Source organism: Nonomuraea zeae (assembly GCF_005889725.1).
Taxonomy (GTDB): domain Bacteria; phylum Actinomycetota; class Actinomycetes; order Streptosporangiales; family Streptosporangiaceae; genus Nonomuraea; species Nonomuraea zeae.
In genome coordinates this window covers 17,576-32,162 of sequence record NZ_VCKX01000133.1, presented here as the reverse complement: position 1 = coordinate 32,162, position 14,587 = coordinate 17,576, and the positions used below count along the sequence as shown (strand labels likewise).

11 protein-coding genes are annotated in these 14,587 nt (G+C 72.9%); 5 read left to right on the top strand and 6 right to left on the bottom strand.

Annotation, left to right across the window (positions count from 1 at the left end; all coding sequences use genetic code 11):
* Positions 1-30: 30 nt before the first annotated feature.
* On the top strand, positions 31-2,586 hold the full coding sequence (locus ETD85_RS34500) for a DUF7824 domain-containing protein (RefSeq protein ID WP_138694005.1): 2,556 nt from the start codon (positions 31-33) through the stop codon (positions 2,584-2,586).
* A gap of 32 nt (positions 2,587-2,618) precedes the next feature.
* Here ETD85_RS34500 and ETD85_RS64885 read toward each other — a convergent pair whose 3' ends face one another.
* The 5 genes from ETD85_RS64885 to ETD85_RS34480 form a co-directional block, all read right to left on the bottom strand.
* Positions 2,619-2,855, bottom strand: coding sequence for a hypothetical protein (locus tag ETD85_RS64885; protein WP_206058965.1), 237 nt, complete (start codon positions 2,853-2,855; stop codon positions 2,619-2,621).
* On the bottom strand, positions 2,821-4,080 hold the full coding sequence (locus tag ETD85_RS34495) for an ABC transporter permease (protein ID WP_206058957.1): 1,260 nt from the start codon (positions 4,078-4,080) through the stop codon (positions 2,821-2,823). Before ETD85_RS34495 ends, ETD85_RS64885 begins: the two co-directional genes overlap by 35 nt.
* 186 nt (positions 4,081-4,266) lie before the next feature.
* Complete coding sequence (locus tag ETD85_RS34490; protein ID WP_240779620.1) at positions 4,267-4,938, bottom strand: ABC transporter ATP-binding protein; 672 nt, start codon at positions 4,936-4,938, stop codon at positions 4,267-4,269.
* A 64-nt stretch (positions 4,939-5,002) separates the two neighbouring features.
* Positions 5,003-5,530, bottom strand: a complete 528-nt coding sequence (locus tag ETD85_RS34485) for a PadR family transcriptional regulator (RefSeq protein WP_138694004.1) — start codon at positions 5,528-5,530, stop codon at positions 5,003-5,005.
* A 120-nt stretch (positions 5,531-5,650) separates the two neighbouring features.
* Entirely contained in the window at positions 5,651-7,165 is a 1,515-nt protein-coding gene (locus ETD85_RS34480; RefSeq protein ID WP_138694003.1) for a M1 family metallopeptidase, read from the bottom strand.
* Between the two features lie 200 nt (positions 7,166-7,365).
* Here ETD85_RS34480 and ETD85_RS34475 point away from each other — a divergent pair, with 200 nt between their 5' ends.
* The 3 genes from ETD85_RS34475 to ETD85_RS34465 are packed head-to-tail and all read left to right on the top strand — an operon-like array spanning position 7,366 to position 11,272.
* Positions 7,366-8,184 (top strand): ABC transporter ATP-binding protein, encoded by an 819-nt coding sequence (locus ETD85_RS34475; protein ID WP_138694002.1) that lies wholly within the window; start codon positions 7,366-7,368, stop codon positions 8,182-8,184.
* A gap of 11 nt (positions 8,185-8,195) precedes the next feature.
* On the top strand, positions 8,196-9,191 hold the full coding sequence (locus ETD85_RS34470) for an ABC transporter substrate-binding protein (protein WP_138694001.1): 996 nt from the start codon (positions 8,196-8,198) through the stop codon (positions 9,189-9,191).
* A complete protein-coding gene (locus ETD85_RS34465) occupies positions 9,188-11,272 on the top strand; it encodes an iron ABC transporter permease (RefSeq protein WP_138694000.1) in 2,085 nt (694 codons plus the stop codon). Before ETD85_RS34470 ends, ETD85_RS34465 begins: the two co-directional genes overlap by 4 nt.
* A gap of 67 nt (positions 11,273-11,339) precedes the next feature.
* On the opposite strand, the gene ETD85_RS34460 is transcribed toward ETD85_RS34465, so the two are convergent.
* A complete protein-coding gene (locus tag ETD85_RS34460) occupies positions 11,340-12,251 on the bottom strand; it encodes a CAP domain-containing protein (protein WP_138693999.1) in 912 nt (303 codons plus the stop codon).
* Between the two features lie 277 nt (positions 12,252-12,528).
* Here ETD85_RS34460 and ETD85_RS66985 point away from each other — a divergent pair, with 277 nt between their 5' ends.
* Complete coding sequence (locus ETD85_RS66985) at positions 12,529-14,538, top strand: SGNH/GDSL hydrolase family protein (protein WP_206058956.1); 2,010 nt, start codon at positions 12,529-12,531, stop codon at positions 14,536-14,538.
* Positions 14,539-14,587: the final 49 nt, after the last annotated feature.

Genomic DNA, 14,587 nt, shown 5'->3' with positions numbered 1-14,587 from the left:
AGATGTGTATAAGAGCCAGCGGGAGCGGGTGTGCTGTCCGGTCCCGCCGCCACGGCCGCCTGGCTGACCCGCCGCGAGTTCGCCGGCCGCCGCGCCCGCGTGGAAGAGGTGGTCCGTGTACTGGCCACGCGCCCGGCCGCCTGGCAGGCCGACGTGGCAGCGCGCCTCGCCCGGAAGATCCGCACGCCCGACGACCGCAACGCCCCGCTGGCCCTGGCCGTGCTGCGGGCCTGCGGCGCACCTCCGCCCGAGCACGACCCGCTCGTGACCGCCTGGCTGAGCTCCCGCCCGGCCGCCGATGACCCGCTGCTGGCCTCGCTTCTGCCGAGGATCTTCGAAGCCGAGGGCGTCGGTCGCCTGCTGCGCGAGGAACGCCTCAAGCCCGCCCCCACCCCCTGGCTCGCGTTGATCGGGGAGCTGGTGGCCGCCGGTAGGGTGTCGCGCGCGGAGCTGCTCGACGGCTGCGTGCGCCGCTTCCTGCGCGGCGGCGACGCCGTGAGCCTGCGCTTCTTCGTCCGGCTGCACCAGCTGCTCGACCCGACGCCGCAGGAGGCCGCCGCCCACGTCCGCGACTACCTGCGGCTGCTGCCCGCCGCCCCCGGCGCGGTCGCCGAGTCGGCGCTGGACCAGGTCCGCCGCGCCGGCCCGCTCGATCCGGCCGACCTGGTCGAGGCGATCGAGGGGCTGACGTTCCGCCCCGAGGCCAAGCTGGCCCTGCGGGGCCTGCGCTGGCTGGAACAGGAGCTCGCGTACGCGGCCGAGCTCGCGCCCGCGCTCGCGACGGCATTCGGGCACGCCTCCTACGAGGTGCAGAGCCGGGCGGTCCGGATCGCGCTCAAGCACTCCGCCGCCTTCGCCCCGGCCGGCGAGGTCCTGGCCGAGGCGGTGCCCCTGCTCCCGGAGGCGCTCGGGACGCAGGTGGCCGCCGTGTGCGGCGGGGACGTGACGCCGCAGGGACAGCCTGCCGCGTTCACCCCGCCGCCGCTGCCCGCGCCGGCCGGGCCCGAGCCGTTTCCCGAGCCCACGCTGGACGTGATCGGAAGTGTCTACGAGTGGGTGGACGGTGAGCGGTGGCTGGCGGCGTTCGTGCGGCAGGCGGCCGGTGACAGGGAGGAGCTGCGGCGCACGCTGGGCGCGCAGTTCGGCAACTCCTATCCGCAGGTGTACGCCCATGAGGAATGGGTCGATGTCAGCCAGTGGATCGGCGCCCTCGCCAGGGAGGTCGCCGAGCCCTCTCCCGGCCCCGAGCCGACTTCCGGCCCTGTGTCCGCTTCGGGCGGACCCGGGCCCGCGTCCGGTCCTGAGGCGGGCGATTCGCAGGCGAGGGCGGGCGTTCGGACGGGTGCCGGGGATGAGGAGGAGATCGGCGGGCTGGAGTGGGTCTTCGGGCGGCTGTTCGAGGCGGCCTGGAAGGAAACCGGGCGGCTGCTGGGCCTCAGCGTGCCGAGCGAGCCGCTGACCGCCCCGCGCGCCCAGCCGATGACCGCCCCGCGCGCCCAGCCGTACCTGCCCCGGCCGGAGACCCTCGCGCCGCCGCACCTGTTCCTGCTGCGCCGGCTCGACGAGATCCACCGCGCGCTGCGGGCCGGCACGCTGCCGCCCGTGCTGCTGGCCACGCCCACCCTCACGACCGGCCACCTCGACCCGGCCGTGCTGGTGGACCGGCTGGCGCAGTGCGCGGCCGCGGGCATCGAGCCGCTGCCCGCCGACCTGGCGCAGGCGCTGCTGCGGCTGCCGCGCGGGCGCCACCCCGAAGCGGCCGGGCACGCCGCGCGGATCGGCTCGCCGGCCGCCGCGACCGCCGCGCGCTGGCTGGCCGAGGGCGGGCTGCCGGACCCGGTGACGGGCCTGCGATGGTCCTACATCGAGGGCGCCACCGGCCACTACTTCGACGAGCGCGAGCCGGGGTACCAGCCGTACGACATCCGGCTGAAGCCGGTGCTGCGGGGCGCGCCGACCGGCCTCGAAGCCCTCGACGAGCTGCTGCGCGAGCAGGCCCGCTGGAGCTGGGGCCACCACGACCACGCCGGCAACTGGTGGCCATCGCTCCTGCCCTCGCACCGCGAGGTCGTGGCCACCGACTTCCTGCCGTACCTGCTCAACTCGGAGATCCCCATGTCGTGGGTGCGCGCGCTGGCCGACGCGGACGGGCCGGCCGGGGAGGCCATGGCACTAACCCTGGCGGCCAAGGTCGCGAAGGCGCATCCGGAGGCGGCGTCCTTGCTGGTGCGGATGGCGGCCAGGGGCGACCTGCCGGCCGAGGAAGTGGGCACCCAGGTGGCGCTGCTGCTGCGGCGCACGCCGTACTACCAGGCGCGGCCGGTGGTGGGCGTGCTCGCCGAGGCGGCGCGGCAGGGCGCGTACGCGGCGGTGTGGCGCATCCTCACGAGCCTGCTGCCCGCGCTGCTGCCCGCCCCCGGCGAGCGACCCCGGGTGGCGCACATCGAGGCGGTGACGCTGGCGGCGGACGTGGCCGGCTGGGCGGGGGCGCGCGGTGCGATTCCGGAGGTGTCGGCGTACGCGACGGGTGGCGGCAGAAGCCGGTTCGTCCGCGAGTGCGTCCGGTTGCGTGACCGGCTCGGCTAGGACCGAGGAGACGAGAGCTCCCGGACATCGGGTCAGAGAGCCTCGGCCACGGGACGCCGCCCGCCGAGGCGGGCGGGGACCGAAGCGAGCGCCGCCGCCACGAGCACGGTGGCCAGCACCAGGGCGAGCAGTTGCCAGGGTGCGGGCAGCGTGGCCCGGTCGCCGTCGCCGCCGGTGATCGCGTTCACGGCGGCGAACAGCGCGAAGCCTCCGGGGAAGACGCCCAGGACGGCTCTAGCGGGCGCGGGCAGCACCTGCGTGGCCGCCATCGCCGCGCTCACGTCGCGAGGGGTCGCGCCGAGCGCGCGCTAGCGCCAGCGAATGCCGGTTGTCCAGCACCGTCGCCCACGTGATGACGACGGCGTTGACCGCCGCCAGGCAGAGCAGGATGACCGTCCAGACGGGGAGCACGTGGCGCAGCACCCCGACCTGAGCCCCGTCATACCCGCCGGTGATCGGCTGGTCGGCGAGGAAGGCGTTGAGCACGAGCACGACGAAGATCCCGCTGACCGTGATCGCGATGCTGACCACGGCCAGCACGACCCGGCGCGGCCGGCGGGCGGCGATCCGCAGGGCGAGGAGCAGCGGGACGGGCAGCCGCGCCGAGATCGCGATCAGCCAGCCGACGCGGCGGGGCGGGCGGGGCGAGTCGGCCAGCGCGCTGACGGTGCTGGAGCGGGCGGCGCGCAGGGCGGGAACGACGGCCACGAGGAGATACTCCGCGAGCAGCACGGCGGCGACCAGGCCCGGCGTGCCGCCGACCGCCTTGAGCAGCCCCACGCGCCTGGTCTGATCGGCCATCCAGCCGCCGACCAGGGCGAGCCCCCAGGCTCCGATCAGCAGCAGGATCTGGGAGTCTCTGGCCAGCTCGGTGGCGTCTTCGAGGATGCTGTTCCAGGGCTGCAGGGACATGGCGCGGCCGGGGCCGCCCTGGTTCGCGTCGGCGAACGTCTGGGCTCCGTCCGGGTCGGCCAGCTTCAGGTTCAGTACGTAGGCCAGGGAGCCCGGATCCGGGGCGAGGCTCCGTACGTCCGCCTGGGTGAGCCACACCAGGCCGGGATTGTGCAGCACCCCCGGAGGCAGAGCCTGGTCCTCGGGAGCGACGCCGTTCACGCAACCGGCGGCGACGATGCAGGACGACCCGGGATAGGGCGGCATGGCGGCGGTGACCGCGACGCCGACGACCTCGAACGACCGGCCGTTCAGGGTGACCGGATCGCCGACGCGCACGTCGAGGGCGTTGGCGAAGGCGGCCTCGACCACCACGCCGCCATCGCCGACCCAGCCGCCCGCCACCAGCCGAGGCTGGTCGACCGAGGCGGACGCGGCGTCGCGCCCCACGGCCTGCACGTCCGACGTCCGGCCGGCGGCCTGGAGTTTCGCCGCGGTGACCGGGTACGGCCCGCTGTGGCCGACTACGCCGGGAGCGCCGGCCAGTTTTCCGAGCGCGGCGAGGCCGGAAGGCTCGGCGGCCCGGCCGACGCCGGCGACCACGTCGGGCCCCCTGGTCGCCGCACGGGTGCTGGTACGGGTCGCTCGCCGCGTCGCGCAGGACGAGCCCGAGTGTCAGCGTCGTGGTGGCCGCCATGATGGCGAGCAGCAGAAGCGCGGTCTCGACGCGGCGCCGCCGCAGATCGCGTACGGCGAGACGGCCCACGAGCAGGATGCGGCCCATCGCCCTCAGTCCTCCAGTCCGGCGAGGGCGCCGAGCCGCCCCGTGGTGCCACCGGACAGCCTGGTCTCGTCCACGAACGCGCCGTCGCGCATCGAGATCAGCCGGTCCGCGGTGGCCGCGATCCGCGCGTCGTGGGTGACGATGACCAGCGTCTGCCCGGACTCGTGCAGGCTCTCGAAGAGCTGAAGGACGTCCACGGTGGCGGCGCTGTCCAGACTCCCGGTCGGTTCGTCGGCGAGCACGACCAGCGGCTCGTTGCTCAACGCGCGGGCGACCGCGACCCGCTGGCGCTGGCCGCCGGACAGCTCGGAGGGCAGGAAACGCGCCCGGCCGGCGAGCCCGATCTGCTCCAGCAGCTCCTCCGCCCGCCGCTTGGCGACCCGCGGCGAGCGTCCGGCCAGCAGCGCCGGCAGCTCGACGTTCTCCACGGCGGTGAGCTCCTCCATCAGGTGAAAGGACTGGAAGACGAAGCCGACGGCAGTGCGCCGGATCCGGGCCAGGGCCTTCTCGTCGAGGCCGTCGAGGCGGCGGCCGTTCAGCGTCACCTCTCCGCCCGAGGGCCGATCCAGCCCGCCGAGCAGGTGCAGCAGCGTGGACTTCCCGCAGCCGCTGGGCCCCATCACCGCCACCGTCTCTCCCGCGCCGATGTCGAGATCGACCCCGTCCACGGCGCGCACCAGCCCTTCCTGTACTCCTTGCGTAACCCGCAGGCGCGAAGCACGGGCGGGCCGGCGACGTTGCTCACGATCCGCTCCTTCGGTGCGTCCAGTTCCGCTCGCACGCCTCCAGCCAGCGCAGGTCCGCCTGGAGCCGGAGCACGATGCCCTCCAGCAACAGCGCCGCGTCCGAGTGGTCCGGCTCGGCCATGGCGGCGCGCTGGGCGTCACGCAGCCGGCGCAGCAGCTCCCTGCGCTGGGTGTCGAGGATGGTGAGCGGGTCGGCCAGCCCGGCCGACGCGGCCGCGATCAGCTTGAGATGGAACTCCGCGAGGTCGGGTCTCGGCCAGCTCACCTCGGAGATCCACTCGGTGACTCGCTGCTGGCCCGCGGGGGTGAGCGCGTACACCTTGCGATCGGACCGGTCGGCGCCGTCGGCGGACTTCTCGACCGCCAGCAGACCGGCCTTCTCCAGCCGGGCCAGCGTGACGTAGACCTGCCCGGCGTTCATCGCCTCGCCGAGCGGGCCGAGCGCGTCGCGCAGCCGCGCACGCAGCTGATAGCCGTGCGAGGGTTCTTTGGCCAGCATCGCCAGGACGACTTCCTGCTGCATGGGGCCCCCTAACCGTTAGCCGTAACATCTAACGGTTAGCCCCTTCGTGTCAAGCGACGCCCCGATGCCACGCGCGCGGCTCGGTCGCCGCGCGCGTGGCATCGGGTGGGCGGGAGCCCGTCAGGCGGGGCCGTGCAGCAACTCGTGGAGCCTCTTGTGGCTTTCGTAGGAGGCCGGAGGTCCTGTCTGGGCCTTGACCTGGGCCGTCACCGCCGCGGGCGGATTGGCCGGCTTGCCGGGCTGGAACAGCCAGGTCTGGAAGAGCGCGTCGAGCTGCTCGCCGGAGATCTTCTCCGACAGCGAGATGAACTCGTCGGTGTTTCCGTTGCCGTGCTGCTTGATCTTGGCCCAGGCCTTGATGATGGCGAAGAAGTCCTGGTCGCCGACCTCGCCGCGCAGCGCCTGGAGAGTCATGCCGCCACGCCAGTAGACCGAGGCGTAGAAGAGGAAGGGCGGGGTGGGATCGCCCGGGACCCTGAGCCAGAACCGGGGGTGGTCGGCCGGGATGTCGTTGTAGATGGCGTTGGCCAGCTCGGCGGCGGTGCCGGTGCCCTCCTTCTCGGACCACAGCCACTCGGCGTAGGTGGCGAACCCCTCGTTCAGCCAGATGTCGCGCCACTGCTTGAGCGCGACGCTGTCGCCGAACCACTGGTGGGCGTTCTCGTGCACGACGACACTGACGTCAGGCCCGGACTCGAAGAAGATCGAGTCGTAGACGGGGTGCGATTGGGTCTCCAGCGCGAAGCCCACGTTCTCGTTGACGACCGAGCCGCCCATCGAGGAGAACGGGTAGCGGCCGAAGACGCTCGACTCCCAGTCGACGATCTCGGCCGTACGCTCGACGCTGGCCTTCGCGAACTCCAGGCGCGCGCCGAGGGTCTTGTCGTACGCGGTGGTCACCGGCAGGCCGGTGGACGAGCGGGCCCTGTGCACCTCGATGTCGCCGATGTAGAGCATGGCCAGATAGGTGGCCATGGGCTTGTCCATCAGCCAGTGGAAGGTGGTCCTGCCGCGCGAGGTGCGCTGGGAGGCGAGCACGCCGTTGCTGATCGCCTGCTTGCCCTCGGGGACGGTGACCGTGATGTCGAAGGTTGCCTTGTCCGCCGGGTGGTCGTTGCTCGGATACCACCACCAGGCGATCTCCGGCTCGCCCAGCGCGAGCGCGCCGTCGGCGCGCTTGATCCACGGCCGGACGATGCCGGGCACCTCGATCGAGCTGGGGGTGCCCGCGTAGGTCACCTCGACGACGAACGGCAGGAACCTGGGCAGGGCGCGGGCCGGAGTGATCTCCAGCTCGTGGACGCCCGTCCTGGCGAAGGCGGCCGGCCTGCCGTTGACCTCGACTCGCTGCACGTCCAGCAGGAAGTCGAGGTTGAACCGCGTCAGCGTCTGCGAGGCGGTGGCCAGCAAGGTCGCCTGACCCTCCAGCCGGTCGGTGCCCGGCTGGTAGTCCAGCTTCAGGCCGTAGTGCTTGACGTCGTAGCCCCCGTTTCCGTAGTCGGGGAAGTAGACGTCTCCGATGCCGGGTGCGCCGGGGCCGCGATCCGCGGCGGAGGCGGGGGCGGACAGGGGCACGGACAGTGTCAGGGATAGGGCGGCGGCGATCGCGGCACGCCTGATCGAGCGCGGGAACATGTCCCTCCTCGGGAGATCCGGTGCTCGCGAAGCTACGTCAGCCGCAGGCGGAGTAATAGTGCGGGCACATGGCCGGAACCGGTCATTCCCGCTGTGCGGGCGCAGCACACTCGCGACCCGCCGATCCGCGTCCCGGCTTTTTTGCGTTTACGCAGACCCCGCCATGGCGCAGTAAGCAAGGTTAGCCTAACCTTTGCTTCATGACCGAGGAGATCTCTCTCCGCGGCGCGGAGCTCAACCTCAGCTATCACGGCACCACCGTGGTCGAAGAGGGCCGCATCGCGCTGCGGCCGGGCCACGTGACCGCCCTTGTGGGCCCCAACGGCAGCGGCAAGTCCACGCTGCTGCGTGCGCTGGCCAGGCTGCACCGCCCCGACAGCGGCACCGTGACGCTGGGTGACGGCGTCAACGCACTGGACCTGGCCGCGCGCGACTTCGCCCAGCGGGTGACGCTGCTGGCGCAGAGCCGCCCGACACCGGGCGGCGTGCGCGTGCGCGACGTCGTCGGGTACGGCCGCCACCCCTACCGGCGGCGCTGGCGGGCCGCGGACCCCGAGGGCGGCGCCGCCGTCGAACGGGCCATGGAGCTGACCGGCCTGACGCCCATGGCCGAGCGGCCGGTGGACGAGCTGTCCGGCGGCGAGCTCCAGCGCGTCTGGCTCGCCACCTGCCTGGCCCAGGACACCGGCGTCCTCCTGCTGGACGAGCCCACCACGTTCCTCGACCTGCGCTACCAGGTGGAGCTGCTCGACCTGATCCGCGACCTGGCCCAAGAGCACGGGGTGGCGATCGGCGTGGTCCTGCACGACCTCAACCAGGCCGCCGAGGTCGCCGACCACGTCGTGCTGCTGCACCGGGGCCGGGTCCGCGCGGACGGGCCGCCGGCGCAGGTGCTGACGGAGGAGCTGCTCAGCGACACGTACGGCATCCGCATCGAGGTCAGCCAGGACCCCGGAACGGGCACCGTGACCACCCGGCCGATCGGCCGCCACAGCAAGACCCTTCACGCAACGACATGACAGGAACAACCATGCGCAGTGCCCTCACGGCCCCCCTGACAGCCCTCGCCGCCGTCGCCGTCCTCGCCGCCTGTGGCACCACCGAGGCCCCCGTACCCGAGCAGGCGCCCGCCTCCAGCGGCGCCGCCTCGCCCACCGCCGCCCCGGTGACCCTGACCGACGCCCGCGGCAAGCAGGTCACGCTCGAACGCCCGGCGACCAGGGTGGTCAGCCTGGAGTGGGGCGAGACCGAGATGCTGGCCGGTCTCGGCGTCATGCCGGTGGGCGCGGCCGACGTGAAGGGGTACGCCACCTGGGTCACCGCCGCTAAGCTCGACGCCTCGGTCAAGGACGTCGGCACCCGGCAGGAGCCCAGCATCGACTCCATCAGCGCCCTGCAGCCCGACCTGGTCGTCATGGAGTCCGACGACGAGGAGCTGGCCGCGCAGCTGGAGAAGTTCGTGCCGGTGCTGGTGGCCAAGGGCAGCGACGCGAGCGACAACCTCGACCGCATGCGCGACGACGTCAACATGATCGCCACCGCCGTGGGCAAGACCGACGTCGCCGCCAAGCTGCTGAGCGACTTCGACGCGGCGCTGGCCGACGGCAAGGCGAAGCTCGCCGCCGCGGGCGCCGCGGGCAAGCCGTTCGTCATGGCCGACGGATGGAAGGAAGGCAGCACGATCAGCGTCCGTCTCTTCGGCAAGGGCGCGCTGGTCTCCGAGGTCGCCGGGCAGCTCGGGCTGAAGAACGCCTGGACCGGCAAGGTGGACGGCCAGTGGGGCCTGGGCACCACCGACGTCGAGGGACTGAGCGTGCTCAAGGACCCCGACACCCGCTTCTTCTACAACGCCTCCGACGGCGACGACGTCTTCGCCGACGGCCTGGCGGACAACGCCATCTGGAAGTCGCTGCCGTTCGTGAAGAAGCAGCAGGTCACCAAGCTCCCGGACGGCATCTGGACCTTCGGCGGGCCCCTGTCCTGCCAGCAGTACGCCGACGCGCTGGTGAAGGCGTTCACGGGTTGAGCACGGACGTCCTGACCCCGGCACCGCCCACCACGCCGCTGCGGCGGCTGGGCACCGCCGGGGTCTTCCTTCTCGCGCTGGCCGCCACCGTCCTGGTGGCGGCCGTGCACGTGACACAGGGCACCTCGTCGATCGGCGCGCTCGACCTGCTGGCGCTGCCGTTCGGCGGCGACTCCGGCACCGCCGAGGAGGCCGCCCGCGTGCTGGTGGCCTCGCGGCTGCCGCGGCTGCTGGCCGGCCTCTGCGTCGGCCTCGCGCTGGGGGCCGCGGGCGCGCTGCTGCAGGCGGTCGCCCGCAACGCCATGGCCTCGCCGGACACGCTGGCCGTCAGCTCGGGCGCGTACCTGGCGGTCGTCACCGCGGCCGCGTTCGGGCTGGCGCTGCCCGTCGCGGCGTCGGGCGGGCTGGCGCTGATCGGCGGGCTGGCCGCCGCCGCGCTGGTGCTGGCGCTGTCGGCCGGCGGGCGCACCGGCACGACCCGGCTGATCCTGGCCGGCACGGCCACGTCGCTGGCGCTGCACTCACTGACGAACCTCGTCATGATCCTCTTCCAGCAGGAGACCACCGGGCTCTACGCCTGGGGCAGCGGCTCGCTCGTGCAGAGCGACCTGGCCGCCGTCACCCAGCTCGGCCCGCTGATCGTGGTGGCGCTGGCCGCCGCCGTGCTGGCCGGGCCCCGGCTTGACATCCTCGGCCTCGGCGACGACACCGCCACCGTGCTCGGACTGAACGTGCGGCGGCTGCGCCTGTGGCTGACGCTGCTGGCCGTGCTGCTGGCCGCCGCCGCGGTGACGATCGCGGGGCCCATCGGGTTCGTCGGGCTGTGCGCGCCGGTGGTCGTGCGGCTGCTGCCCAAGTCCATTCCCGGGCTGCACCGGCACCGCGTGCTGGTGCCCCTGTCCGGGCTGGCCGGCGTGCTGATCGTGCTGGGCTCCGACATCATGCTGCGGGCCGTGCTCGGCGCGCAGGCCGGGGTGGAGGTGCCGCCCGGCGTGGTGACCACCGTGCTCGGCGCGACGGTGATGATCTGGCTGGCCCGCCGCTACCGCGACGCCGGCCCGACCCGCAGGCCGCCCGCCGTACGCACCGGCGCGGCCCGGTCCCGCACCGCGTTCCTGGTCGTGGTCGCCGTCTGCGCGGCCCTGCTGGCGGGCGCGCTGCTGCTCGGCCTGCTGGGCGGTGACCGGTGGCTGCTCGCGGGTGACGTGGCCAACTGGCTGCAGAGCCGCAGCGGGCGGGCGCTGACCTTCGTCCTGGACCAGCGCTGGCCAAGAGTGGTGGCCGCCGTGCTGGCCGGCGCGGCGCTGGCCGTGGCGGGCGCCGCCGTGCAGGCCGTGTGCCGCAACCCGCTGGCCGAGCCGGGCGTGCTCGGCGTCACCACCGGAGCGGGCGTCGGCGCGGTCGCGCTGCTCACCCTGGTGCCGCTGGCCGGGATCTGGACGATGTCCGTGGCCGCCGGCCTGGGCGCGATGATCGCGTTCGCCCTGGTGTACGGGCTGGCGTGGCGGGGCGGGCTGAGCTCGGACCGCCTGGTCCTGATCGGGGTCGCCGTGCAGGCGATCTGCACGGCCATCACCGTGCTGATCATCGTGATGTCCGACCCGTGGAACACGGCCAAGGCCCTGACCTGGCTGTCCGGCTCCACCTACGGCCGCGTCCCGGAGCAGCTCATTCCCGTCGCGCTGGCGCTGGTGATCGTGATCCCGCTGCTGGCCTGGCTGCGCAGGGACCTCGACCTGCTGTCCCTGGACGAGGACACCCCGCGCATCCTGGGCGTGCCCCTGGAGCCGGTACGGCTGGGCGCGCTCGCCGGCGCCGTCCTGCTCACCTCCACGGCGGTCTCGGCCGTCGGGGTCGTCGGCTTCGTGGGGCTGGTGGCTCCGCATGCCGCCCGCGCCCTGGTCGGGGCGCACCACGCCCGGGTGCTGCCGGTGGCCGCGCTGCTCGGCGGGCTGCTGGTCAGCCTCGCCGACACGCTCGGCCGTACCGTGATCGCGCCGGCGCAGGTGCCGGCGGGGCTGGTGACGGCGCTGATCGGCACGCCGTACTTCGTCTACCTGCTGTGGCGCGCCCGCACCTGACGAAGGCGTGCCGGCCGGCTTGTGCGCGGGTCGAGCCGCCCGGCTGATCGAACGGCCGCCCGCGACCTCAGCGGGCGGCGAAGTCCTGCGTCCAGTAGATCTGTCCCTGCGAGTCCTTGGCCGCGCCCACCCCGATGAGGGTGTAGGAGCAGTTCATGATGTTCTGCCGGTGGCCGTCGCTGTTCATCCAGCTCCGGACCACCTCGGCCGCCGACCGCTGACCCATGGCGATGTTCTCGGCCCAGGCCGAGCCGGTGAAGCCGGTCGCGCGCATGCGGTCGACCATGTCGCGGCCGTCCTGGGAGTCGTGGTCGAAGTAGTCGTTCCTCGCCATGTCGGCCGAGTGACCGAGCGCGGCCCTGCTCAGCCGCGCGTCGTGCTTGAGCGGGTCGCAGCCGCCCTTGGCCCGCTCGGCGTTGGTCAGCCGGACGACCTCGTTCTCCAGCGCCGTGCCGACGGACGTGACGGTCGCCTTCTTCTCCGGAGCCGGCGGCGCCTTCGTCTCTCGCGGCGTGGGGGTGGGGGTGACGCACGTCAGCCGTACGGCCTTGGACGTGGTGGTGCCGCCCCGGTAGTCGGTGGCGACGGCGTAGTACGTGCCCGGCTCGCAGGGCAGTTGCAGGGCGATCTGGCCCTTCCTGGTGGCGCCGCTCTTGACGACCGGATCGTCGCCGGGGACGGCGCGCTTGACCCGGATGCGCAGCAGCGCCGGGTGCACGCAGTCACGGCGGGTCGCCGACGTCCGGATCCTGAGCGCGGAGATGCCCGGCCTGGCCACGCTCACGCGGCAATCGTCCGACTCGGGGGTCGATCGGGGGGCCGGCTTTCCGGTCTGTGCCGGCGCCGCGCCGTTCGCCGGCGCGGTCACCTCGGGCACCGCTCCGGCCGCTCCGGCCGGCGGCTGGTCGGCGGAGGGGGAGCAGGCGGCGAGGCCGGCGACGGCGGCGAGGACACCCAGGGGTCCAAGGGGTCTGCGCATGGGTTCCTCCAGTGGCGGGAGAGGCTGGTGGTCCCGCATTTTGCCGTCCCATTACGGACTTGTCACGCAAAACTGGACATTTCGGCCTGTGATTAATGTCAACCGGGTGTCTCGAGAGCGTCCTCGCGGCCCGGCTGCCCTCGCCGGGGGCGGCGTCCCCGGGGCGGAATGTCGGGGTGGTATGACGCGGAGCACCCGATGTTAGCGATCGCATGCCGGCGGATGATTCCTGCGGCAAGACACCGCGTTTCCCTCCGGCGAAATGGAAGGCTTGTTCATGCGACCTCCCCACCGGTTACCGAGATGGCTCACGTTCGGGCTGATCGGGCTCGTGGCCGCCCTCGTCGCGACCGTGCTGGCCAGTGCTCCGGCGTCGGCCGGGCAGTCCGCGCTCCTCCCGACGACGCCGCCGGTCAAGCCGACGTTCAAACCCGTCCCGACGTTCCCCACCCCTCCTCCCACCTGGGAGCCCCCTCCGACCCAGGAGCCGCCGACGCCCGATCCCACGACGACGCCGCCGAGGCGGCCGTACACGATGGCGACGGTCGGCGACAGCTACACGAGCGGCGAAGGCGCGAGCCACGAGAGCCGCTACGTCGGGTGGCCGGGCCCGGAGCGCTGGGTGCACCAGTCCGGTTTCGCGCCGTCTCACCTGGCCTGGGCCTATCTGGAGCAGGGCCGCTACCCGTTCGGGTCGTACACGATCCTGCCCCAGGAGATCCGCACCACCTGGGGCGGCGACAAGCTGCACTTCAACGCGTCGTCGGGAGCCCAGACCAAACATCTCATGTACCGGCAGTGCGAGGACGACAACTGCCACGTGGTCCGCAACCCGCCCCAGATCGACGGCGTTCCCGCGAACTCCGACATCGTCTACTTCGGGCTCGGCGGCAACGACGCCGGCTTCGGGTCGCTGCTGTCGTCCGCGATCGCCTCGCACTATGTGAGCTGGCTGGACGAGGACATCCACAGCCCGGAGATCCACAACTATCAGGCGCGTGACGTCCGCCTTGAGGTGGAGCGGCTGAAGAAGCGGATGCCGCAGGTCGCGGCCAACGTCGAACAGGCCCTGGTGGACACCCATCTCAAGGCGACCGGCGCGGCGCTGATCGTGGCGCTCTACCCGCTGGCCGTCAAGGCGTCGGGCAACACCGGCATCAAGCAGATCACCGGCGCGGCCCTGGACGAGATGTATCCGTTCGCCGACAAGGTGAACCAGGCGATCAAGGACGCGGTCACGAACTTCCGCGCCAGGTACCCGAACGTCAAACTGGTCCTGTTCGACCCGAACACGGCGGGGCCGAACGGCACCAGCGTGGTGGCCGGTCATGAGCTCGGCACGGCGGCGCCGTACTTCAACGGGCTGAAGACGCGGTGGGAGCTCGTGGGCGTGAACAAGGTCTTCAAGATCAATCAGGAGAGCTTCCACCCCAACGAGCCCGGCGCCGTCGCGATCGGCAAGGCGCTGGCCACCGTCATGGCCCGCGAGTTCCCCGATCTCTTCCCCGACGGTCCCGACTTCACCAACGTCCACACCAACCCGGTGGCCGACGCGCAGGACCCCGACGCCGACGCGGAGTTCGAGGAATGGGCACGCGCTCACCCCGAGCTGTTGTGCGAAGGGACCGAGATCGACAGCATCTGCCACTACATTCGCCCGAACGGTGAGACCGCCTTCCCGGTGACCATCGTGACCGATCCGATCCCGTTCCCGGCGATCCCGGGGGCGCAGGTGGTCAGCGGGGGCATCGGCGGTGGCGGTAACTACGGCAGCGGCCCGACGTACAGCTGGATCCCCGCCACGTACACCTACCCGACCGGTGAGTCGGGCGGCTCAGGCGGCGGCGGCACTGGCGGTGGCACCGGTGGCGGCACTGGCGGTGGCACCGGCGGAGGTACAGGTGGCGGCACGGGCGGCGGCACTGGTGGTGGCACTGGCGGCGGCACCGGCGGCGGCGACGGTGGCGGTACGGGTGGTGGCGACGGCGGCGGTACCGGTGGCGGCGACGGCGGCGGCACCGGCGGCACGGGCGGCACCGGCGGTACGGGCGGCACCGGTGGGGCCACGAACGCCCCCAACGGGGACCCGTGCAAGCCCACTCAGGTGGAGCAGTCCGGCGGCGGGGGCATGCAGGCCTCGACGTCCGTCGTGAGCGGCGGAGGACTGCGCGAGCCGATCCGGCTCATCTGGATCCAGTTCAAGATCGTCCCCAAGCCCGACCCCTGCATGCCCAACGTCAACGTCAACGACGACGTCACCGAGATCACCAGCGAGGAGTGGGCCTAGACCACAGCCGGAGCCGCCGGACGAGCGCGAGCCGTCCGGCGGCTTCGCC

Bases quoted from the DNA above. Each gene is read 5' to 3' on its own strand.
- ETD85_RS34485 (WP_138694004.1), bottom strand. From the start codon at position 5,530: ATGCAGCAGGAAGTCGTCCTGGCGATGCTGGCCAAAGAACCCTCGCAC.
- ETD85_RS34480 (WP_138694003.1), bottom strand. From the start codon at position 7,165: ATGTTCCCGCGCTCGATCAGGCGTGCCGCGATCGCCGCCGCCCTATCC.
- ETD85_RS34460 (WP_138693999.1), bottom strand. From the start codon at position 12,251: ATGCGCAGACCCCTTGGACCCCTGGGTGTCCTCGCCGCCGTCGCCGGC.
- ETD85_RS66985 (WP_206058956.1), top strand. From the start codon at position 12,529: ATGCGACCTCCCCACCGGTTACCGAGATGGCTCACGTTCGGGCTGATC.
- ETD85_RS34475 (WP_138694002.1), top strand. From the start codon at position 7,366: ATGACCGAGGAGATCTCTCTCCGCGGCGCGGAGCTCAACCTCAGCTAT.
- ETD85_RS64885 (WP_206058965.1), bottom strand. From the start codon at position 2,855: ATGGCGGCCACGCAGGTGCTGCCCGCGCCCGCTAGAGCCGTCCTGGGC.
- ETD85_RS34470 (WP_138694001.1), top strand. From the start codon at position 8,196: ATGCGCAGTGCCCTCACGGCCCCCCTGACAGCCCTCGCCGCCGTCGCC.